The following is a 21918-nucleotide window of genomic DNA, read 5'->3' on the forward strand; positions in this document are numbered from 1 at the left end:
AAGGGACTCCCCCATGGCCGAGGTCAGCGCGCAGACACGCATCGAGGCACCGGCCGAGAAGGTCTGGGCCCGGCTGACGGACTTCTCCACGTACGGCGACTGGAACGCCACCCACACCAGCTTTCCGCGGGGCGGCCCGGCCACGTTGGAAGTGGCGGCGACCTATGAGGAGAACATGAAACTGATGGGCTTTCCGGCCGAGGTGACCTGGACCGTCGAGGAGTGCGAACCCGCCCGGCTGCTGGCCACCCGGGGCAAGGGCCCGATGGGCGTGAACCTCGCCATGCGCTATTCGCTCACACCGGACGGCGATGCCACGACGGTGCGCGTGGACGGGGAGTTCACGGGGGCGGCGGTCTCTTTGATGGCCGGGAAGCTGAAGGACTCGGCGACCAGCGCGCTCAATGAGTCGCTGCGCAAGCTGAGCGCGCTGGTCGTCTAGCGCCGGACAGGCACCTGGTCCCGCATCCCGCTCCGCCGCCCCCGTGCGGCTGCATCCCGCTCCGCCGCCCCGTGCGGCCGTTCCCCCGTCCGATCGGGCTCAGCTCTCGCCGCCCCGCTCGGTGCCGCCCTTCTCCTCGTCCTGCTCGGCGAGGATGAGATACAGCCGCTTGCGCGACTCATTGATGACGGAGACGGCCTTCTGCCGCTGCTCCGCGCTGCCGGTACGCCAGACCTGGGAGAACGCCTCCATCAGCCCGAAGCCCGCCTGGCGGACCTCGTGCATGGCCTCCCAGTCGATACCGCGACCGGCCTCCTCCCACGGGGCCGCGGGCCCCGCCTCGGCCTCGGTGCGGCCGGTGGCGGTAAGCGCGAACAGCTTCTTGCCGCCCTCGCTCTCGCTGCCGATCAGCCCCTCGTCCTCGAGCAGCTGAAGCGTGGGGTACACCGAGCCGGGGCTGGGCCGCCAGGCTCCCCCACTGCGCTCGGCGATCTCCTGGATCATCTCGTAGCCGTGCATCGAGCGGTCCTTCAGCAGGGCCAGGATCGAGGCGCGCACATCGCCGCGCCGCGCCCGCCCACGCGGCCCCCGGCCGCCGGGTCCGCCGCGGCCACGGCCGCCGAACGGGGGCCCACCGAAGGGCGGGCCATCGAAACCGGGACCGAACGGGCCGAATGCCGCGCGCCGCCCCTCGCCTTCGCCCCGGCCGCGGTGGCCGGGTCCGCAGTGTTCACGTCCATGTCCTTGGGAACGCATCGTGACGCTCCTTTCTATCGTCGATCCATCACGACACTTCAACGATATATCGGAACCGATCGGATGCCAACCCCTTTGGCTCGCCGACGCCGCCCCGCACCCTCACCCCCCGACCCCGACCGCCGCTCCCCGCACCACCGGTCCCGGCCCGCACCACCGGTCCCGCCCCGCTCCCCGGGAGGTGCCACGCCTCGGGGATTGGCCATGGCTGCCCCGCCGCCCGCCGCCTACGGTCGGCGCTATGCGGATACGTATCGTCGACGCCTTCACCGAGCGCCCCTTCGCCGGCAACCCGGCCGGGGTTCTCCTCCTCGACACCGACGCCTTCCCGGACGACGGCTGGCTGCAGCGGGTCGCCTCCGAGGTCAATCTCGCCGAGACCGCCTTCGCCCACCCACTCCCCGAGGCCGCGGAGGCGGACTGGGCGCTGCGCTGGTTCACCCCGGTCACCGAGGCGCCCATGTGCGGCCATGCCACGCTCGCCACCACCCATGTCCTGAAGACCACAGGGGCCGCGACCGGCACGGTCCGCTTCGCCACCCTCAGCGGAGTCCTGTCGGCGACGGCCGACGACGGCGGCTCGATCACGCTGGACTTCCCCACGGCCTCACTGACCCCGCTGGCGGTCTCCCAGCAGACGGCCGAGGTCGCCGGAGCCCTCGGCGCCGAGATCGTGTCCGCCCATCACGCGGGCCCGCATATCGACGATCTGCTGATCGAGCTGGCCGACGAGAAGACCGTGCGCGCCCTGGCCCCCGACCTCGCCGCGCTCAAGCGGATCAGCCACCGGGGTGTCATCGCGACCGCGGCCGCCGAGGACCCCACGCGCGGCTACGACTTCGTCTCGCGGATGTTCGCCCCGGCCGTCGGCATCGACGAGGACCCGGTCACCGGCAGCGCCCACACCGCGCTCGCGCCCTACTGGTCGGCCCGGTTCGGCCGCGACGAGCTGACCGGGCTGCAGGTGTCCGCGCGCACCGGCCTGGTCCGCACCGCGCTGCGCGGCGACCGTACGCTGCTGACGGGCGGCGCCGTCACCGTCATCGACGGCGAGTTGCTGGCCTGAGACCCATCGGTCACGGCGGCCGGGTGGGTCAGGCCGTGGGCAGCCAGTCCACCCGGCCCGCCAGCAGGGCATATCCGACGAAGGCCACGATGTCGATCAACGCATGTGCGGCGACCAGCGGCCCGACCCGCCCCCAGCGGCGGTAGAGCAGCACGAAGATCACGCCCATCGCCAGGTTGCCGAAGAAGCCGCCGATCCCCTGGTAGAGGTGGTACGAACCGCGCAGCACCGAGCTGGCCAGCAGGGCGGCCATCGGGGTCCAGCCCAACTGCCCGAGCCTGCGCAGCAGATAGCCGACCACGATCACCTCCTCCAGCACCGCGTTCTGCACGGCGGAGGCGATCAGTACGGGGATCTTCCACCACACATCGGGCAGCGACTCGGGCACCACCGTCAAATTGCCCCCGGCCGCCCGCGCCGCCAGATACAGCAGCAGCCCGGTGCCGCCGATCGCGGCCGCGACTGCGGCGCCCCACGCCAGGTCGAACCGCGGCCGGTCGCGGTCGAAGCCGATCGCCCGCAGCCCGGCGCCCTCGCGCAGCAGCAGATGGGCCACGAGCACGACCGGCACCAGCGCGGTCGAGATGCCGAACAGCTGCCAGGCGAGATCCAGCCAGGGCCGCCCCGGCGCGGCGGAGGAGTTGAGATTGGCCGCCTGGTCCTTGAGCCCGCCCGGCTTGGTCACCGAGCCGATAAAGCTGATCAGTGCGGACAGCCCGCTCGCGCCGAGGGACAGCGCCAGCACGAGCAGCGTCTCACTGCGCAGCATCCGCCGCGAGAGCCCGTCCTCGACCGGGGCATCCGCGCCCCGCGCCTGTGACCGCACTCCTGTCCCCACTTCCGCTTGTCCGCCTCAACGGGTGCACCCGCCCCGCTCACCGGACAATACGGTGTCATGGTCGACGGTGTGGGCGTCACCCGGAGAGATCGGTGGGCCAGGTGTGCACCGGCGCGTCGGTCCGCATCAGGGCGCAGTAGCGGCGGGTCACGGCCGCGAGCGCGGCGTCCCGGTCCAGCCCGCCGGCCAGCGCACGGTGGTAGGTGGCCGTCTGCCAGGACGCGCCGTTGACCCGCAGCTTGCAGCGCTCCTCGATCACGCCGAGATAGCGGTCGCGGTCGGCGGGCTCCACGCCCCAGGAGTCGAGGCCGGACGCGGCGAGCGGCAGCAGCTCCTCGCGGACCAGCCGTACGGCGGAGGTGCGGGCCAGGGAGGCCGACCGGCCGGATTTGGGCCACTGCAGGACCGCGTCGATGCCGTGTCGGCAGGCCGCGTCGAAGTTGGCGGCGGCGGCCGCGAACGGCAGCCGGGTCCACACCGGGCGGGACTCCTCGGCGAGCGCCCTGACCAGTCCGTAGTAGAAGGCGGCGTTGGCGATGACATCGGTGACGGTGGGCCCCGCCGGGAGCACGCGGTTCTCCACGCGCAGATGCGGCACACCGTCCACGACGTCGTAGACGGGCCGGTTCCAGCGGTAGATCGTGCCGTTGTGCAGCGCCAGTTCCTGGAGCTCGGGCACCCCGCCCTCGTCCAGCACCCGCAGCGGGTCCTCGTCCTCGCCGGTGGAGAGCAGAGGCGGAAAATAGCGCAGGTTCTCCTCGAACAGCTCGTAGGCGGAATCGATCCAGCGCTCGCCGAACCAGGTGCGCGGGCGCGCCCCCTGGGCGGCGATCTCCGGCGGACGCACATCGGTGGCCTGCAGGAACAGCGGCGGCCGGGATTCGCGCCATGCCTCATGGCCGAAGACGAAGGGGGAGTTGGCCCCCACGGCGATCTGCACGGCGGCCACCGCCTGCGCCGCGTTCCACGCGTCCGCGAAGCGCCCCGGGGTGACCTGAAGATGGAGCTGGACGGAGGTACAGGCCGCCTCGGGGGCGATGGAGGCACTGGCGTAGGTGAACCGCTCACGGCCCTCGATGTCGATGAGGAAATCCTCGCCGCGGGCGGCCAGCATCTGCTCGTTGAGGAGTTTGTAACGGTCGTCATAGGAGAGGCTCGTGGATCCCAGATCGTCCGCGGCGAGGGTCGGCAGAATTCCGATCATCACGATCTCGGAGGACACTTCCCGCGCCTTGCGATCGGCATATGACAAACCGGTTCGGAGCTCTTCCGAGAGCTGATCGAGAACGCGTCCGCGCAAACGGTGGGGCACGATGTTTACTTCAAGGTTGCACTGCCCGAGTTCGGTCTGGAAATCATGACTCCCGATGCGCTCCAGAACCTCGGCGTTCATCATCCTCGGCAGTCCGTCGGCCCCGGCGAGATTCAGCTCGATCTCCAGCCCCATCAGATTCTTCGGGCGGTCGAATCGCTTGTCGGCCAGAAGCCGGCCCAGCCCGTCGAGGCACTGCCGCAACCGGACGCGCTGCCGTCGCCGGCCGGACGGGTCGAACTCACCGGCTATGAGCTTGTCCCCCATCGAAGCGTCCCTCCTCGAGTGGATCATCGGTGCCAGCCGTCTGCACACCACGCTCGATGATGCCCACCAATGTGATCGATAACGCCCCGCGATCCCCACCCAGCCAGTAGGCTCTCTGGAACTGTTCATTGCGCCGGAAAATTGGACCGGCGAGTTCCAGCCTACCGCGCCGGCCCCAAAATGCCAGGTCATATCCGTTCATCTAGCACAGAATCGGGGAAAATCCCCGCCTTCTCACGGTCTGGATAACCTCTTGTCGGCAATGCGGGCTGCGGCTAGTTGAAACACAACGGGAACACTTGTCGTATAAACTCGGCTAACGAGGCAGAGAGATAAGGCCCGAACGGTCTGTTCCGGTTCCCCTCTGACCCGTGTTCCACCGACAGCGCCGCCCAAACTCGGCCCGCTATCGCTTCACCGTGTCTCCAAGCGAGAGGCGACCCACCATGCCGCTGCATGTGCCCCAGGCCCCCGCGCCCGCCCTGCGCAGCGTCCTCACGGCCCTTGACTCCCCCACCGCCGTCCGCGAGGCCCGCACCCCGGTACTCTCCACGCTCACCGGCCCCTTCGAACCCGAACTCCCGCTCCCCGTCCATGTCCTGGACGACATCACCACCGCCGACGGCCCGCCAAGCACCCGGCTCACCGGCTGGCGCTTCCTGATCCGCGACGGCGACCGCACGGTGGCCGCCGCCGAGGCGATGCTCACCGCCGACGGCTGGGCCTTCTCACACTTCTCCGAGGGTCCCTATGTCAGCTCGGCCGAACTCGCCCTGAGCCAGGCCGAGTCGCTGCCCTCGGCGTACCAACCGCGGCTGCTGTCCATCCCCGAGCTCTACATGGTCACGCTCTGGCTGCACGGCGACCTGACGGCGGACGGCGCCGAAGGCGGCCTCGGCGCGGGGGACCTGTTGGTGCCGCTCGCCCCGGCCCCGCCGGGTATCGCGCCCCACCGGGCGCATCGCGCAACCGATCTGCTGCCGGTTCTCACCCACCGGCTCACCCGGGCTCCCTTGCTTGGCTCACCCGCCTGACCTGGGCCTCCATCAGGTTGGGAGCGCCCCGTGACCGCCGGGTCACGGGGCGCTTGGCAGCATCCTCGTAACAGTCCGGCGCCGATGAACCGTCCGGACGGGTGATGCGTCATTATCTAGCGAGACCGGTACCGCGAAATCCCTGCGGATTCCAGGCCGCAGGGCAACACTGGAGCAATCGACCGACTCAAACCACGGGGGGGGCGGCCATGAACGCCGCAGCGAGCCGCAGGACATTCACCACTCCGCAGCGAAAGAACCCTGTCATGTGCCAGCATCAACCACCCTGCCCGTCAGCCGACTCCGCCGACCGGGAGGCCGCCCATCTGGTGGCGCACCACCCGGAGCAGGGATGGAGCCTGCTGTGCAACGGCGTCCTGCTCTTCGAGGACACCGGTGAGCTGCTGCCGGACGGGCGCGTCATCGCACCGTGCCGGCCGCGGGGTTCCGAGCACATCGTCACCGCGGCCTGACGGCCGCCCACGCCGTCATCACGGTCTGACCCACCGTCGACGGCACGTACCCGCAGGGGCCGGCCCGGCGCATCCGCCGCACCGGCCCCATTGACGCGTTTGCCGAGGGGAAGCCCTCAGCCCTCGTAGGACTCCAGCGGCGGGCAGGAGCAGACGAGGTTACGGTCCCCGTAGGCCCCGTCGATCCGCCGCACCGGCGGCCAGTACTTGTCGGCCGCCGAGACCCCGGCCGGGAAGACCGCTTCCTCCCGGGAGTACGGGCGGTCCCACTCCCCGGTCAGCGACGCCGCCGTATGCGGGGCGTTCCGCAGCGGGTTGTCCTCCTTGGCCCACTCGCCGGAGCCGACCTTCTCGATCTCGGCCCGGATGGCGATCATCGCCTGGCAGAACCGGTCCAGCTCCGCCAGATCCTCGCTCTCGGTCGGCTCGATCATCAGCGTCCCCGCGACGGGGAACGACATCGTCGGCGCGTGGAAGCCGTAGTCGATCAGGCGCTTGGCCACATCGTCGACCGTCACGCCGGTGGCCTTCGTCAGCGGTCGCAGATCCACGATGCACTCATGGGCCACCAGGCCGCCGGGGCCGGTGTAGAGCACCGGGTAGTGCGGCTCCAGACGCTTGGCGACATAGTTGGCACCGAGCACCGCGACCTGGGTCGCGCGGCGCAGCCCCTCGGCGCCCATCAGCCGGATGTACGCCCAGGAGATCGGCAGGATCCCCGCGGAGCCCCACGGCGCGGCCGAGACCGGGCCGACGCCGGTGGCCGGGCCTGCGGCGGGCTGCAGCGGATGGTTGGGGAGGTAGGGCGCCAGGTGCTCGCGCACCGCGACCGGGCCGACGCCGGGGCCACCACCGCCGTGCGGGATGCAGAAGGTCTTGTGCAGGTTCAGATGCGAGACATCGCCGCCGAACCGGCCCGGCTCGGCGAGCCCGACCAGCGCGTTGAGGTTGGCGCCGTCCACGTAGACCTGGCCGCCCGCGTCGTGCACGGCCGCACAGATCTCGGTGATGTGCCCCTCGAACACACCGTGGGTGGAGGGGTAGGTGACCATCAGCACGGCCAGTTCGGCACCGTGTTTCTCGATCTTGGCGCGCAGGTCGCCGGTGTCGATCTCGCCGTCCTCACCGGTCTTGACCACGACGACCTTCATGCCGGCCATCACGGCGCTGGCGGCGTTGGTGCCGTGCGCCGAGGACGGGATCAGGCAGACGGTGCGCTGGGTGTCCCCGTTGGCCCGGTGATAGGCGCGCACCGCGAGCAGCCCGGCGAGCTCGCCCTGGGATCCGGCGTTCGGCTGCAGGGAGACCTTGTCATAGCCGGTGACCTCGGCCAGCCGCTCCTCCAGCTCACGGATCAGGGTCAGATAGCCCTGGGCCTGCTCGGCCGGTGCGAAGGGGTGCAGCGCGCCGAACTCGGGCCAGGTGACCGGCTCCATCTCGGTGGTCGCGTTGAGCTTCATGGTGCAGGAGCCGAGCGGGATCATGCCCCGGTCCAGGGCATAGTCCCGGTCGGCCAGCCGCCGCAGATAGCGCAGCATCGCCGTCTCGGAGCGGTGCTGGTGGAAGACCGGGTGGGCCAGATAGCCGTCGTGGCGCAGCAGGGCCGCGGGCAGCGCGTCCGGCGCCGCGGCGTCCAGCTCGTCGACACCGGGGATCCCGGCGGCGTCGCCGTTTCCGCCGTCCACCCCGAACGCGGACCACACGGCGGCAAGCTGCGTACGGGCGGTGGTCTCGTCGCAGGCGATGCCGACGTGGTCGGCGTCGGTCAGCCGAAGGTTGACCCCGGCCTCCCGGCCCGCGGCGACGACCTCGGCGGCCCGGCCCGGCACCCGTGCGGTGAGGGTGTCGAAGAACGCGCCGTGCACCACCTCGACACCGCCGGCCCGCAGCCCCTCGGCGAGCACGGAGGCGTAGCGATGGGTGCGGCGGGCGATTGCCGCGAGCCCGTCCGGGCCGTGGTAGACGGCGTACATCCCGGCCATCACGGCCAGCAGCACCTGGGCGGTGCAGATGTTGCTGGTGGCCTTCTCCCGGCGGATGTGCTGCTCACGGGTCTGCAGCGCCAGCCGGTACGCCTTGTCGCCATCGGCGTCCACGGAGACCCCGACCAGCCGGCCGGGAAGGTTGCGGGCGTAGGCGTCGCGCACCGCCATGAAGCCGGCGTGCGGTCCGCCGAAGCCCATCGGGACGCCGAACCGCTGGCTGTTACCCACCGCGATGTCCGCGCCCAGCTCACCGGGCGAGGTGAGCAGGGTGAGCGCGAGCAGATCGGCGGCGACAGTGACGACGGCACCCAGCTCATGAGCGCGCTCGATGACCGGGCGCGGATCGCGCACCACGCCGGAGGCGCCCGGGTACTGCAGCAGCACACCGAAGACCCCGCGCTCGGCGATCTCGTCCGGTATGCCCTCGGCCAGATCGGCGACGACGACCTCGACACCGGTCGGCTCGGCGCGGGTCCGCAGGACCGCGACGGTCTGCGGCAGGCAGTCGGCGTCGACCAGGAAGACGCCCTCCTTGACCTTGCCGACACGCCGCGACAGCGCCATCGCCTCGGCGGCCGCGGTGGCCTCGTCCAGCAGCGAGGAGCCGGCCGTGGGCAGCCCGGTCAGATCGGCGACGACCGTCTGGAAGTTGAGCAGGGCCTCGAGCCGGCCCTGGGAGATCTCCGGCTGGTAGGGCGTGTACGCGGTGTACCAGGCGGGGTTCTCCAGCACATTGCGCAGGATCACCGGCGGGGTGTGGGTGCCGTAGTAGCCGAGACCGATCATCGACGGCAGCACCTGGTTGCGGTCGGCGAGTCCGCGCAGCTCGGCGATGACCTCCGGCTCACTGCGGGCCGGGGGCAGGGCATGCAGCGCCTCGGTGCTCTTTATGACCTCCGGTACGGCGGCCTCGGTGAGCTCGTCCAGCGAGCCGAAGCCGACCTGGGCGAGCATCTTGGCCTGCGCCTCACCGTCGGGGCCGATATGGCGCTGCTCGAACGGAGTACCGCGTTCCAAGTCGGAGAGTGCGATGCGATTGGCGGTCATCTACGGGGGCCTCCTGGTCTGTAACGACCGGCGAGGGGCACCGCGGCGCGGGTGCCCGGACGGCCTCCCCCTCTGTCATCTCAACCTGAGAGCTTCACCGGCCCACATACCGCCTGACCGGTTTTCACCGTCGGTGAGGAGGGGTTCCGGAGCTCTGCTCGCCCGTGGCCCGCCCTGCTTTCCAGAGTGACCTCACCCGCACGGTACGTGTGCCTGAGAGATTCCGGGGAGGGTTTGCTCCTTCGGCGCCTCCGACAGCGTCGGCGGAGGACTCTCCCGCACGGGGTTTACAGCCACAGTCAGCGTACCAGCGGTTCTACCGTGGGGGACGGTCGCCGGCGTTCGAGTGGCCGAGCGCGGCGATGTGGCTTTTTGTAGGTATCAATGGCCACTTGCCACCTGTGGGAGAGAGCGTGCAGACCGATATCGACCCGCGGACCCTGATCGGCCGCAAGGCATTCGACCGCGAGGGCTCCAAGATCGGCACCGTGGACGAGGTCTATCTCGACGACGCGACCGGCGAGCCCGAATGGGCGGCGGTACGCACCGGGCTGTTCAGCCGGGACGTCTTCGTACCGCTCGAACCGAGCGAGGTCGTCGGCGACACCCTGCGGGTGCCGTACGACCGGGCGCTGATCAAGGACGCCCCGGACTTCGGAGTCGGCCGCCACCTCTCCCCCGAGCAGGAGTTGCAGCTCTACCACCACTACGGACTGGACGTCACCGGCTGACCTTGACCCTGGGGCTGGCCCTGGCCCTGGCCCTGGCCCTGGCCCTGGCCCTGGCCCTGGCCCTGCTCGTGGCCCTGCTCGTGGCTTGGGGCCGGCGGCTGCATGTGGCCCTGCATGTGGCCCGGGAGCTGCTCGCGGCCCAGGCCGTGGCCCTGCATGTGGCCTGGGGCCTGGCCCTGCTCGTGACCCGGGGCCTGCCCCCGCTCGGGTCCGCCGCCCAGTCCTGGGGCCAGCCCATCCGAGCCCGCGGCCAGGCCGCCTGGTCTCGCGGCCAGGTCATTCGGGCCCTCGATCTGCTCTGGATCCGGGGCTATGGGCTCCCCCGGGGTCATGCCCGTGGGCCCCTCCCGGCCCGTGGTCCCCTCTACGGCCAGGTCCGCGACCGCCTCCCGGGCCACATCGGGCTCCGGGCTCGCGGCGTCCTCCGGGACCGAGCTTACGACCTCCTCCGCGGCCGGGTCCGCGTCCAAGTCCGGGTCCGTGACCGCTTCCCGGCCACGTCCGGGACCGGGTCCAGGTCCGAACCCACCTCCCGGGCCACATCGGGACCCGGGCCCGCGACCTCCTCCTGGACCGAGCCTGCGACCTCCTCCGCGGCCGGGTCCGCGTCCAAGTCCGGGTCCGTGACCGCTTCCCGGGCCACGTCCGGGACCGGGTCCAGGTCCGAACCCACCTCCCGGGCCACATCGGGACCCGGGCCCGCGACCTCCTCCTGGACCGAGCCTGCGACCTTCCCCGCGGCCGGGTCCGCGTCCAGGGCCGGGTTCACGGCCTCCTCCGGAGCCGGATACTCGTCCGGGCCCGCGGCCACGTCCGGAGCCCCGTCCGCGTCCGGGATCGCGGCCTCCTCCGGGGCCGCGTCCGAGCCCGGGGTCCCGTCCTCGTCCGGTCGCAGCAGCGGCAGCGGTTCGGTCGGCTCCAGCGCCGGGTCGTCCACGGCGAACGTCCGCACCCGCCCCGGCCGCGACCACGGCTCCTCGAAGCGCACGGTCACCCGGCCCACCCCGCTCCCCTGCACCCAGCCCGCCCCGTACTCGGCGTGCCGCACATCGGAGCCCGGCAGCCAGCGCCGCGGCTTCCCAGCGTCCTCAGGAGCCTCTCCCGCGCCCTCTCCAACAGGCTCCGGCCTCTCGGGGCCCGGCACGCGCCGGGCGTCCCCCAGTGCCTCATGGGCCGCTTGGGCGGCCTGCGCCGCCTGGGCGGCCTGCGCGAAGAGATCCTCTTGGGTGTAGTCCGCCAGACCGCTGACCCCGACCCCCAGCAGCCGCACACCCGCCGTGGTGTCCACACCGTCGATCAGCCGCGCCGCGGCCTCCCGCACCACCCCCGGATCGTCGGTCGGCCCGCGCAGGGTCTCCGAACGGGTCAGCGTGGAGAAGTCGTACCGCCGCACCTTGATCACGACCGTCCGCCCCGAGCGACCCGCCTCGCGCAGCCGCCGCACACAGCGGTCGGCGAGCCGCGCGATCTCCAGCTGCACCCGGGTGCGGTCGGTGAGGTCGACGTCGAAGGTGTCCTCCACCGAGATGGACTTGGCGTCCCGCTCGGCGACGACGGGCCGCTCGTCCCGGCCCTCGGCCATCAGGAACAGCGACGCGCCGTGGGCCCGGCCCAGCAGCCGCACCAGCTCGGCCTCGCCCGCCTCCCGCGTCTCGGCCACGGTGTGGATCCCGGCCCGGCGCAGCGTCTCCGCCGTGGCGGGGCCGACGCCCGGGAGTGTCCGCACCGGCATGGGGCCGAGCAACTCGCGCTCCGTCCCGGTGTCGATGACCACCAGGCCGTCGGGCTTGGCCTGCTCCGAAGCGATCTTGGCGAGCATCTTGGATCCGGCGAGCCCCACCGAGCCGGTCAGCCCGGTGACCGCCCTGATGTCGGTCCGCAGCCGCTCCCCCACGGCGCGCGCCGCCCCCACGGTGGGCTCGGTGCCGCCCGCCTCCAGATCGACGAACGCCTCGTCCAGGCTGAGCGGCTCCACCAGGGGCGAGAGCGTGTGCAGCAGGGTCATGACCACGTCGCTCACGGCGCGGTAGAGAGTGAAGCGGGGGATGAGGAACGCCGCGTTCGGACACAGGCGGCGGGCCTGGGCCATCGCCATGGCCGAGTGCACCCCGAACACCCGGGCCTCATAGGAGGCCGTGGCGACCACGCCACGCGGCCCCAGACCCCCCACGATCACCGGCTTACCGCGCAGGCTGGGCTTGGATGCCTGCTCCGCCGAGGCGTAGAAGGCATCCATGTCCAGATGGAGAATCGTCGGCGCACCCCTCACACCTACGATGCTGCCGCACACCACTGACAATGGGCGGCACGACGGCCCGGGGGCGGGCCCGGGGCGCCGCTCCGCTCACGTCCGGGGCGGCGCCTGACGAAAGGCGCCTGACGAAAAGGGCGAGCGCTCAACCGGCCCGGTTGCGACGCGCCGCGAGCTCATCGGTGGGGTTGTGCCGGATCAGCGTCTCCCCGGTGTCCACCCGCTCGCCGTGCAGCTGGGACAGCGCGCTCTCGACATCCCGCCAGACGACGCCCACGGCGATCCCGAAAACACCCTGACCGCCCTGGAGGAGGTCCACGACCTCATCGGGCGAGGTGCACTCGTAGACGGTCGCGCCGTCGCTCATCAGCGTCATCTGGGCCAGGTCGTCGAGCTCCCGGGCACGCAGATGGGTCACCGCCGCCCGGATGTTCTGCAGCGATACGCCGGTGTCCAGCAGCCGCTTCACGATCTTGAGGACGACCACGTCCCGGAAGCTGTAGAGCCGCTGGCTGCCCGAGCCGTACGCGGGCCGGACGCTCGGCTCCACCAGCCCGGTGCGGGCCCAGTAGTCGAGCTGGCGGTAGGTGATGCCCGCGGCCGCGCATGCGGTCGGTCCGCGGTACCCGACCCGCTCCGTCTCCCCCGCGGCGGGCTCACGCGGCGGTGCTGCCTGTGCCGCGACCCGAGCCTTCAACGCCGGATCGGCCGGTGCGCTCCCCTGGAGCGTATACGGACCGCCGGCTGCCGTGCCGTCGCCGGTGCTTCTCACGCCGACCTCCGTCCTCGACCTGCCACCTTGAAGGTAGGCAGTCACCCGGGGTGCGTCAACGATCGCCACACTCGGCACGCCGAGTGATAATCACCCTAAGAGTGGTTTCCCGTGTCCCTCGTCCGGGAAAGGCTACTCGAATGCGCGAGCGAGGACCGGCATACCGTTCACTGGCTGCTGGTTCCGAAGTCCTCGGGCGAGATCTGGTCGAGGAACTCGCGGAACTTCTCCACCTCGTCCTCCTGCTCGTCCGGGATCGCGATACCGGCGTCGTCCAGCACGCCGTCGCTGCCGTAGATCGGCGTTCCGGTGCGCAGCGCGAGCGCTATGGCGTCGGACGGCCGGGCACTGACCTCCACGCCGCTTGCGAAGACCAGCTCCGCGTAGAAGACCCCCTCGCGCAGATCCGTGATCCGGACCTCCGTGAGCTGCTGGCCGACCGCTTCGAGTACGTCTTTGAAAAGGTCATGGGTCAGCGGGCGCGCCGGAGCCATGCCCTGCTGAGCGAAGGCGATCGCGGTCGCCTCACCTGGTCCGATCCAGATGGGGAGGTACCGGTCGCCTCCCACTTCACGCAGGAGCACGATCGGTTGGTTGGAGGGCATTTCCACCCGGACACCCACGACGTCGAGCTCGTTCACACAGCAACCCTAGGACGTGCCCGGCCGGTTTGGATAGTCGGGGCCCGGTCGGTCACCGCTCCTGGACCCTCAGAGCCGACCGCACCAGGGCCGCGTGCAGCTGTACGGAGAGCGTGGCGAGCTCCCGCACACTGGCCTCCGCATGCGCTCTGGTCTGCGGGTTTCTATGCAACCGCAGCGGAGCGACCACCTGCTCGACCATTCCTGCCTCGCGTTCGGCGGAGGCTTTCATGATTCGCAGATGACGTGGTTCCAGGCCGAAACGACCGAGTTCGGCGATGAGCCGGGCGACGGTCACCGCATCGATGTCGTACCCGCCGTCCGCGCTCGGCGCGAGCAGCCCGTACGACTCCCATTCGGCCAGCTGCACCTCGCTGACCTCGGCCGTTGCCAGCAGCTCGGCACGGCCCAGCCGGGCGACCGTGGGGCCGTCCGCGGCCGCCCCGGTACCGCCGTCGAGCACACCGGGCTGCCGCGCTCCCTGCGAAACGGCAGGAAGCTGCAACGGCTCGCCCCGCTCCAGGGCGTCCAGATGCTCCCGGATGACCTTGAGCGGCAGGTAGTGGTCACGCTGCATCCGGAGGATATGGCCGAGCCGCTCCACATCCCGGCGGCTGAATTTGCGATAGCCGGAGGGCGTCCGCCGCGGCTCGACCAGACCTTCCGACTCCAAGAAGCGGATCTTGGAGATGGTGACCTCGGGGAACTCGTCCCGCAACAGATTCAGCACGGTGCCGATGCTCATCGACCGGCTGCCCGTGGGGGCGGTGCCGGTACCGGCACCGCCCGACGGTGTCTGAAGCATGGACCTCCCCTGACGGGTCAGATGCCGACGCCCCGCTGGCTCGGGTAGAAGACCAGCCGGTACTTACCGATCTGCACCTCGTCGCCGCTGGCCAGCACCACCGGCGCGTCGATCTGCTCCCGGTTGAGATACGTCCCGTTGAGGCTGCCGACGTCCGAGACGGTGAAGCTGCCGTCCTGGCCGCGCCGGAACTCCACATGGCGGCGGGAGACCGTCACATCGTCCAGGAAGATGTCGCTCTGCGGGTGACGGCCCGCCGTGGTGACATCACTGTCCAGCAGGAAGCGGCTGCCCGAGTTCGGCCCGCGCCGGACCACCAGCAGTGCCGATCCCATCGGCAGCGCCTCGACGGCGGCCTGCGCCTCCGGGCTGAGCGACGGCAGCGGCGTCTGCCCGGTCACCTCGGAGTCGTACGCCTCGAGACCCGAGATCGAAATGGTGGAGGTGGTCTCCGCGGCACGCTCGGAGGGCGCGCCGCCCCGCAGCGGGGCGCCGCAATTGGAGCAGAACCGGCTGGCCTCCGCGTTCCGGTGGCCGCACCGCTGACAGACAGGCAAGCCGAACCCTCCACCACTGTGAGCGGCCGATGGCTCCTGGAAACCTATGGGGCCGGTCGCGGAGGGGTCAACAGACGCGCCCTGCGCGCCGACCTGGTCCCGGAACAGCGGGCGCTCCTCGGTCCCCCCTCCGCTCTCCTCCGCGGCACGCGAGGCGCGGTGGCGAGCGGTGCTGCTGCCGCCATCCTGGCGGGCACTCTTGCCGAACAACTTCCCGAACAACTTCACGGGCGATTCCCCTTGACTGAAACAGACCCGCCCGTGGGGCAGGACAAACCCTCGATGCACACACCAGACGGTCCGGACATCCTCACAACGTCCGTGACCACCAGACAGTTTCCATCACGCGCGGATCTTCTGGTGCGTTGACCCCCCGCGTCCACATGGTCTCCCCGAGAGACCCTCATTTCGAACCGCCTCACCGTGATGACGACCGAGCGTAGTCAGGCCGCTTCGCCGATCGCAAGGCATCCACAACGATCTTCTTCTCCCGCCGCACGGACACAGTGGCCTGCTCCTTCTCCAGGCTCTGCACCACCCCGCCGGGAATGTTCAGCGCCGGCTCCAGATCCTCTGGCTTGCCGATCACCTTCACAACATACGGTTGCGTCACTTTCTGTCCATCGATCTGGATCGCGCCACCGCTGTCCGCGAAGTAGGTGCCGGCGACCACCCGCACCTTGCCGATCTGGATCGCCTCGGCGCCCGCCGCGCGCAGCTCCTGCACCGTGTCGAGCAGCATGTCCGACTCCACGGAGCCCCGGGAGTCGTCGATCGTGATCGTGATGCCGGGACCCTGTGCTGCCACCGTACCCGCGAGCACGCCCAGCTGCTGCTCCTTCTGGAGCGTCTGCTTGCGGGCCTCCTCGGCCTGGTCCGAGCTGTTCTCCAGCTCGGTGCGCTGGTTCTCCAGCCGGCGCTTCTCGTCCTGGAGCCGCTGGGTGCGGGAGTCCAGCTCGTCGAGGATCCGGACCAGGTCCTCCTGCCGGGCGCCGCGCAGCACGCTGTTCTCGTTGGTCGAGCGCACCTGGATGGCGAGGCCCAGGCCGAGGCCGAAGAGCAGCAGGGCGACGATGAGCTGCGCACGGGTCAGCCGCGGCGGCCATACGCCCTTCAGCAGCCGCTGGCGGCCGGTCTGGGCCTCTTCCGGCCTCTGCCCAGTCCCAGGGCCGCCTTGCCCGGCTCCGGGGCCGGGGGCGGGCCCCACACGCTCTCCGGGGCCGCTCCTGGGCTCGCCGGGGGGCCTGGTGCCCTCGGCGCCCGGCGTGGGCGTGTCGCCCGCCTTCACGGGCCGGCCCTGGGCCTGCGGCGGCAGGGCCTCGGGCAGCACGGCCTTGGGCAAGGGCGTCCGGAGAGCGACGTCCTTGAGGCGGCCCGGCGGGGGCCCGGCAGCTCTGCCCGGCTCACCTCGCGGAGGCGCGGGGGGCCCGCCCGGCTCGCCTCGCGCGGGCCCGGCGGGCCTGCCCGGCTCACCCCGCGGGGGCGTGGACGGCCTGCCCGGCTGCTCCCGTACGTCACGGTGCTCGGGCTTCCGGGCGGACGGAGCGCCCGGCCGCGGCGTTTCGGCCGCCGACGGCCGCTCCGGCTGTGTCCGCTCGCGCGGCTCCCCGGAGGGCACGGGCTTCTCGGCCGTCTCCGGCCGTCGCGGCGGCTCGGGCGACCGCCGCGGCTGTTCAGCGCCCGGTTCGGTCTTTTCGGCCTTCGCTGCCTGCTCGGGCCTTTCGGGCTTCGCGTCCCTCTCGGCCAGTCGCGGCGTTTCGGCCGACTGTCGCGGCGTTTCGGCCGGCCGTCGCGGCGTTTCGGCCGGCCGTCGGTTCTCGGCCGACTCTGGCCGCTCGGGCTTCTCAGGGGTGTCGTCGGTCGTCATCGGCCTCACGCCCGGAAGACATGGCGGCGGATCGCGGCCGCGTTGGAGAAGATCCGGATACCGAGCACGACCACGACTCCCGTCGACAGCTGGGCACCGACGCCCAGCTTGTCACCGAGGAAGACGATCAGTGCGGCCACCACCACATTGGACAGGAACGATACGACGAAGACCTTGTCGTCGAAGATCCCGTCCAGCATCGCCCGGAAGCCCCCGAAGACCGCGTCGAGTGCCGCCACGACGGCGATCGGCAGATAGGGCTCGACCACCGTCGGCACCACGGGTCGGACCACAAGCCCGACCACGACTCCCACGATGAGCCCCAATACGGCGATCACGATGTGCCCTTCCCTGTGTCGGCGTCACCCTTGCCGGAGCCACCGGCTATCGGTTCCGCGGTGCGTACGATCAGGCTCGGCGCGGCCGGAAGCCGGAGCGAGTCCTGGGCGGAAATGCTCGTGCGGATGTCATAGTTCTGCTGCAGCACATGCAGATACTGGCCGTCCGCGCTGTTCTGGAAAGCGGTGCTCAGCCGCTGCCCGTCCCCCACCGCGAGCACCGTATACGGCGGCGCCAGCGGCTTGTTGTCGACCAGTATGGCGTCTCCCGCAGCCCTGATCGCCGAGAGCGCCGTCAGCCGCTGTCCGTTGATCGAGATGGCCTCCGCGCCCGACTCCCACAGGCCGTTGACGACGCGCTGCATGTCGTGGTCGCGCACCCGGCCGGTATCGGAGAAGTCGGCGCTCTCCCGTGGTCCCCCGCCGCCGCCGGCCGCGCCCTTGGCGTCGTCGACCACCAGCTTCACCCCGGGGCCCGTCACCTCGTTGGCCCCCGAGAGCAGCGCCACCAGATCGGCCTTGGCTCCGCCGTGCTTCTCCAGTGCCTGCCGCTGCTTCTCCCCGACTTCGCCGCGGAGCTTGTCCACGCTCCTGGCGAGGTCGTCCGCGTTCGAGTTCCCCGTCTCGATACGGTCGATCAGTTCTCCCCGCTCCTTGGCCAGCGTGGGCGCCGATATCCGCGCCTCGGCGGCGCCGACGGTGATGACCACCGCGACCAGGACAAGGCCGAGAGCCAGCCCCAGTTTGGCCCGCATAGTGCGCGGCAGGCCCGAGCGACCGGTCTCACCGCGCCGCGCGGCGGCCTCGGCGTAACCGTCGTCGAGGCTGTGGTCCATCACATTGGTCAGCAGCGACATGGACGCGTCGAGGCGCGGGCGAGGGCGCGGCGATGCTGTGCTCCGAACGGGGGGCGGCTGCGACATGCCGCACATCGTCGCACGTGGGGGCCGCCGCCACCGAATGGCCCCTCCGGCGTGCCGGATCGGGGACCTCGGGGCGGCGCCCCCACGCGCTCAGACGTGCGCAGACGGCCCCGGGGTCAGCGCCCCGCGCTGTCCACGACGCTCGACCACTCGTCCAGCAGGGCCTGCGCGGACGCGTCGTCCGGGCCCTCCGCCCACAGATGGGTGACCGCCTCGGCCGGGTCGGGCAGCACCATGACCCACCGCCCGTCGGCCTCCACGACCCGCACCCCGTCGGTGGTGTCCACGCTGCGGTCGCCCGCGGCCTCCACCACATGCCGCATGACCAGGCCCTTGACCGCCCATGGGGTGGCCAGATCGCGCCGCTGGACATGCGCCCGCGGGATCCGCGCATCGATCTGACTCAACGTCAGCTGAGTGCGCGCCACCAGCCCGATCAGCCGGACGAAGGCAGCCGTACCGTCGAAGACGCTGCTGAACTCGGGGATGATGAATCCGCCGCGCCCGTCACCGCCGAAGATGGTGGTCTCCGACCGGGCGACCCGGGTCAGATCGTCCGCCGCGGTGGTCGTCCACTCCACCTGCGTGCCGTGATACGCCGCCACCTGCTCGGCGATACGGGTCGTGGTCACCGGAAGCGCCACCCGCCCGCTGCGCCGCTCCGCGGCCACCAGGTCCAGCATCACCAGCAGCGTCCGGTCGTCCTCCACGATGCGGCCCCGCTCGTCCACGAGCGAGAACCGCTCACCGACCGGGTCGAACCGCACCCCGAACGCGGCACGCGCCGAGGCCACCATCTCGCCCAGCCGGGCCAGCCCCGACCGGCGGGCGTCGGCGGTCTCCGTCGGACGCGCCTCGTTCAGGCCGGGGTTGATGGTCAGCGCGTCCACCCCGAGCCGTCCCAGCAGGCTCGGGAGCACCAGCCCGGAGCTTCCGTTGGCGGCGTCCACGACGACCTTGAGACCGGATTCGGCGATGCCGCTGATGTCCACGGCGCGCAGCAGCGAGCCCGTGTACGAGTCGAAGACGCTCGACGGGAAACTGAGGTCACCGATCTCGCCCGGGAAGGCCCGGCGGTACTCCTGGCGGGCGTACACCCGGTCCAGCTTCCGCTGACCGGCCGCGGACAGATCGGCGCCCCGCTCGTCGAAGAACATGATGTCCACCGAATCCGGCACCCCGGGCGAGGTCCGGATCATGAAGCCGCCGGCGCTGCCGCGCGCGGTCTGCTGCCGGGCCACCGGCAGCGGTACATTCTCCAGGTCCCGTACGTCGATGGCGCTGGTCTGCAGGGCGGAGATCATCGCCCGTTTGAGCGCCCGCGCACCCCTGGAGTGGTCACGCGCAGTGGTGACCGTGGAGCCCTTCTTGAGGGTCGTCGCATAGGCTCCGGCGAGCCGCACCGCGAGCTCCGGGGTGATCTCCACATTGAGGATGCCGGAGACACCGCGGGCGCCGAACAGATGGGCCTGCCCCCGCGACTCCCAGATCACCGAGGTGTTGACGAACGCGCCCGCCTCGATGGTCTTGAACGGATAGACCCGCACATTGCCCTGGATGATCGATTCCTCACCGATCAGGCACTCATCACCGATGACGGCCCCGTCCTCGATACGGGCGGCGCGCATGATGTCGGTGTTCTTGCCGATGACACAGCCGCGCAGATTGCTCTGCTGGCCGACGTACACGTTGTCGTGTACCACCGCCTTGTGGAGAAAGGCGCCGCTCTTCACCACGACATTGGAGCCGACGACGGTGTGCTCACGGATCTCGGTACCGGCCTCCACCTTGGCGTAGTCGCCGATATAGAGCGGGCCGCGGAGCACGGCCTCCGGATCCACATCCGCCCCTTCGGCGACCCATACACCGGGTGAGATCTCGAATCCGTCGAGTTCGACGTCGACCTTGCCCTCGAGAACGTCGGCCTGGGCCTTCACATAGCTCTCATGGGTGCCCACGTCCTCCCAGTAGCCCTCGGCGACATACCCGAAGATGGGCTTGCCTTCCTTCATCAGCTGAGGGAAGACATCTCCGGACCAGTCGACCGGCACATCGGGCTCGACATAGTCGAAGACCTCCGGCTCCATGACGTAGATGCCGGTGTTGACCGTATCGGAGAAGACCTGCCCCCAGGTGGGCTTCTCCAGGAAACGCTCGACCTTTCCGGCCTCGTCGACGATGGTGATACCGAATTCGAGGGGATTGGGGACGCGCGTCAGACAGACGGTGACAAGGGCTCCGTTTTCCTTATGGAAATTGATCAGATCCGTAAGGTCGAAATCCGTCAGGGCGTCGCCCGAGATCACAAGGAAGGTGTCGTCCTTGAGTGCTTCCTCCGCGTTCTTGACGCTACCGGCGGTGCCGAGTGGCTTCTCCTCATTCGCGTACGTGAGCTCCATACCGAGCTCCTCGCCGTCACCGAAGTAGTTCTTGACCAGGGACGCGAGGAACTGGACGGTCACCACGGTCTCGCTGAGCCCATGCCGCTTGAGCAGCCGCAGCACATGCTCCATGATCGGCCGATTGGCCACGGGCAGCAGCGGTTTGGGCATGGTCGAGGTCATCGGGCGCAGACGAGTTCCCTCGCCCCCTGCCATCACGACGGCCTTCATGTCGGAAGCGTCCTCCTTGAAGAGACGACGGTCATGCCGACCGTGCACGCCGGATGGCCCTTACATCTACCGCACTACGGGCCCCGGCCTCTATGGACGCCGCTACGGCGAACTCAGTCGGCCGCGGTGTCCGCCCTCACAAGTCGGCGGACCTGAACCACGTAGAGGACTCCTGCCCACCAATAGAGTGTTGTACCCCATCCGGCGAACGCCCATCCGAAAATTGCGGCGATCGTGTGAAGCACGCCACTTCCCTCACTCAGAAGGAGCAAGGGGAAGGCATACATCAGGTTGAAGGTCGCCGCCTTGCCGAGGAAGTTCACCTGGGGCGGCGGATAGCCGTGGCGCCGGAGGATGCCCACCATCACCAGCAGGACCAGCTCTCGCGCGAGAAGGACCGCGGTCAGCCAGAGGGGCAGGATCTCGCGCCAGGTGAGACCGACAAGCGTCGACAGTATGTAGAGCCGGTCGGCCGCCGGGTCGAGAAGCCGGCCGAGGCTGCTGATCTGGTTCCAGCGACGGGCCAGCTTCCCGTCGAGATAGTCGCTGACACCGCTGAACGCCAGCACCAGCAGTGCCCAGCCGTCGCTGTTGGGCCCGCCGAACTCGGGCCGGAGGATCAACCACAGGAAAAGCGGCACGCCGACGAGGCGCGCAGCGCTGAGGATGTTCGGGATGGTGAGCACACGGTCCGTCTGAACTCGTGTCTCCTGTACCTCCACCCGGGAGCCTCCCGTGAGAAACAGGCCGATGATGCCCCATGACTCTACCGGTAGGCCCGCATGGGTCCCGCACCGGGGCGTACCGGACATGGACATAAGAAAGACCCCGAGGGAAGTGGATTCCCATCGGGGTCTTTTTGAAGAATTGTTCGGCGGTGTCCTACTCTCCCACAGGGTCCCCCCTGCAGTACCATCGGCGCTGAAAGGCTTAGCTTCCGGGTTCGAAATGTAACCGGGCGTTTCCCTAACGCTATGACCACCGAAACACTATGAAACTGAACCGGAACCACACCCCAAGAGGGGGGTTCAATACGGTTCATTGCTTCAGAACCAACACAGTGGACGCGAGCATCTGAGGACAAGCCCTCGGCCTATTAGTACCAGTCAACTCCACCAGTTACCCGGCTTCCATATCTGGCCTATCAACCCAGTCGTCTACTGGGAGCCTTAACCCATCAAGTGGGTGGGAGTCCTCATCT

19 protein-coding genes, 2 rRNA genes, 1 pseudogene and 1 riboswitch are annotated in these 21918 nt (G+C 70.1%); of the genes and pseudogenes, 5 read left to right on the forward strand and 17 right to left on the reverse strand.

What is annotated here, in order from left to right; all coding sequences use genetic code 11:
* Nucleotides 1-13 precede the first annotated feature (13 nt).
* Nucleotides 14-442: an SRPBCC family protein gene (locus J5X86_RS47010; RefSeq protein ID WP_208522746.1), complete on the forward strand. Its 429-nt coding sequence runs from the start codon at nt 14-16 to the stop codon at nt 440-442.
* Between the two features lie 99 nt (nt 443-541).
* On the opposite strand, the gene J5X86_RS47015 is transcribed toward J5X86_RS47010, so the two are convergent.
* Nucleotides 542-1198, reverse strand: a complete 657-nt coding sequence (locus tag J5X86_RS47015) for a PadR family transcriptional regulator (RefSeq protein WP_208522747.1) — start codon at nt 1196-1198, stop codon at nt 542-544.
* A 241-nt stretch (nt 1199-1439) separates the two neighbouring features.
* Between J5X86_RS47015 and J5X86_RS47020 the strand changes: the two genes are divergently transcribed.
* Entirely contained in the window at nt 1440-2264 is an 825-nt protein-coding gene (locus tag J5X86_RS47020; RefSeq protein ID WP_208522748.1) for a PhzF family phenazine biosynthesis protein, read from the forward strand.
* 28 nt (nt 2265-2292) lie between these two features.
* Here J5X86_RS47020 and J5X86_RS47025 read toward each other — a convergent pair whose 3' ends face one another.
* Both J5X86_RS47025 and J5X86_RS47030 read right to left on the reverse strand, forming a co-directional pair.
* Entirely contained in the window at nt 2293-3033 is a 741-nt protein-coding gene (locus tag J5X86_RS47025) for a CPBP family intramembrane glutamic endopeptidase (protein WP_243983215.1), read from the reverse strand.
* 145 nt (nt 3034-3178) lie between these two features.
* Nucleotides 3179-4681, reverse strand: coding sequence for a glutamate--cysteine ligase (locus tag J5X86_RS47030; protein WP_208522750.1), 1503 nt, complete (start codon nt 4679-4681; stop codon nt 3179-3181).
* 446 nt (nt 4682-5127) lie between these two features.
* Between J5X86_RS47030 and J5X86_RS47035 the strand changes: the two genes are divergently transcribed.
* Entirely contained in the window at nt 5128-5715 is a 588-nt protein-coding gene (locus J5X86_RS47035; protein WP_014058678.1) for a hypothetical protein, read from the forward strand.
* A 266-nt stretch (nt 5716-5981) separates the two neighbouring features.
* The gene (locus J5X86_RS47040) at nt 5982-6188 is read left to right on the forward strand and encodes a DUF5999 family protein (RefSeq protein WP_043236576.1); all 207 of its coding nucleotides are present in this window, start codon (nt 5982-5984) and stop codon (nt 6186-6188) included.
* Between the two features lie 116 nt (nt 6189-6304).
* On the opposite strand, the gene gcvP is transcribed toward J5X86_RS47040, so the two are convergent.
* The gene (gene gcvP, locus J5X86_RS47045; protein WP_208522751.1) at nt 6305-9220 is read right to left on the reverse strand and encodes an aminomethyl-transferring glycine dehydrogenase; all 2916 of its coding nucleotides are present in this window, start codon (nt 9218-9220) and stop codon (nt 6305-6307) included.
* A gap of 191 nt (nt 9221-9411) precedes the next feature.
* A riboswitch (glycine riboswitch) is annotated at nt 9412-9509 on the reverse strand.
* A 124-nt stretch (nt 9510-9633) separates the two neighbouring features.
* On the opposite strand from gcvP, the gene J5X86_RS47050 reads away from it, so the two are divergent.
* Nucleotides 9634-9951: a PRC-barrel domain-containing protein gene (locus J5X86_RS47050; RefSeq protein ID WP_014058681.1), complete on the forward strand. Its 318-nt coding sequence runs from the start codon at nt 9634-9636 to the stop codon at nt 9949-9951.
* Here the strand turns inward: J5X86_RS47050 and J5X86_RS47055 are convergent.
* The 13 genes and pseudogenes from J5X86_RS47055 to J5X86_RS47115 all read right to left on the reverse strand — a co-directional run.
* A complete protein-coding gene (locus J5X86_RS47055; protein ID WP_208522752.1) occupies nt 9927-10421 on the reverse strand; it encodes a hypothetical protein in 495 nt (164 codons plus the stop codon). The two genes, J5X86_RS47050 and J5X86_RS47055, sit on opposite strands and share 25 nt — an antisense overlap.
* Nucleotides 10422-10836: 415 nt before the next feature.
* Nucleotides 10837-12220: pseudogene (locus tag J5X86_RS47060) on the reverse strand (DNA polymerase IV); the annotation flags it as partial.
* A 127-nt stretch (nt 12221-12347) separates the two neighbouring features.
* Nucleotides 12348-12974: a MerR family transcriptional regulator gene (locus J5X86_RS47065; protein ID WP_059143932.1), complete on the reverse strand. Its 627-nt coding sequence runs from the start codon at nt 12972-12974 to the stop codon at nt 12348-12350.
* 167 nt (nt 12975-13141) lie between these two features.
* Complete coding sequence (locus tag J5X86_RS47070; protein ID WP_014058684.1) at nt 13142-13615, reverse strand: bifunctional nuclease family protein; 474 nt, start codon at nt 13613-13615, stop codon at nt 13142-13144.
* A 52-nt stretch (nt 13616-13667) separates the two neighbouring features.
* The gene (locus tag J5X86_RS47075; protein WP_208522753.1) at nt 13668-14420 is read right to left on the reverse strand and encodes a MerR family transcriptional regulator; all 753 of its coding nucleotides are present in this window, start codon (nt 14418-14420) and stop codon (nt 13668-13670) included.
* A 17-nt stretch (nt 14421-14437) separates the two neighbouring features.
* Nucleotides 14438-15265: an FHA domain-containing protein gene (locus J5X86_RS47080; protein ID WP_374229483.1), complete on the reverse strand. Its 828-nt coding sequence runs from the start codon at nt 15263-15265 to the stop codon at nt 14438-14440.
* Between the two features lie 130 nt (nt 15266-15395).
* Nucleotides 15396-16292 carry a DUF881 domain-containing protein gene (locus J5X86_RS47085; protein WP_374229484.1) on the reverse strand — a complete coding sequence of 299 codons (897 nt, stop codon included), beginning with the start codon at nt 16290-16292 and terminating at the stop codon, nt 15396-15398.
* A 557-nt stretch (nt 16293-16849) separates the two neighbouring features.
* Nucleotides 16850-17182 (reverse strand): small basic family protein, encoded by a 333-nt coding sequence (locus tag J5X86_RS47090; RefSeq protein WP_014058688.1) that lies wholly within the window; start codon nt 17180-17182, stop codon nt 16850-16852.
* Complete coding sequence (locus J5X86_RS47095; protein WP_119993371.1) at nt 17179-18105, reverse strand: DUF881 domain-containing protein; 927 nt, start codon at nt 18103-18105, stop codon at nt 17179-17181. The genes J5X86_RS47090 and J5X86_RS47095 overlap by 4 nt, the downstream gene beginning before the upstream one ends.
* 116 nt (nt 18106-18221) lie before the next feature.
* Entirely contained in the window at nt 18222-20717 is a 2496-nt protein-coding gene (locus J5X86_RS47100; protein ID WP_208522754.1) for a mannose-1-phosphate guanyltransferase, read from the reverse strand.
* Between the two features lie 113 nt (nt 20718-20830).
* Nucleotides 20831-21439 carry a CDP-alcohol phosphatidyltransferase family protein gene (locus tag J5X86_RS47105; protein ID WP_208522755.1) on the reverse strand — a complete coding sequence of 203 codons (609 nt, stop codon included), beginning with the start codon at nt 21437-21439 and terminating at the stop codon, nt 20831-20833.
* Between the two features lie 147 nt (nt 21440-21586).
* Nucleotides 21587-21703 (reverse strand): 5S ribosomal RNA (gene rrf, locus J5X86_RS47110).
* A 90-nt stretch (nt 21704-21793) separates the two neighbouring features.
* Nucleotides 21794-21918, reverse strand: a 23S ribosomal RNA gene (locus tag J5X86_RS47115); the annotation flags it as partial.

Source organism: Streptomyces sp. NEAU-YJ-81 (assembly GCF_017592595.1).
GTDB classification, from domain to species: Bacteria; Actinomycetota; Actinomycetes; order Streptomycetales; family Streptomycetaceae; genus Streptomyces; species Streptomyces hygroscopicus_B.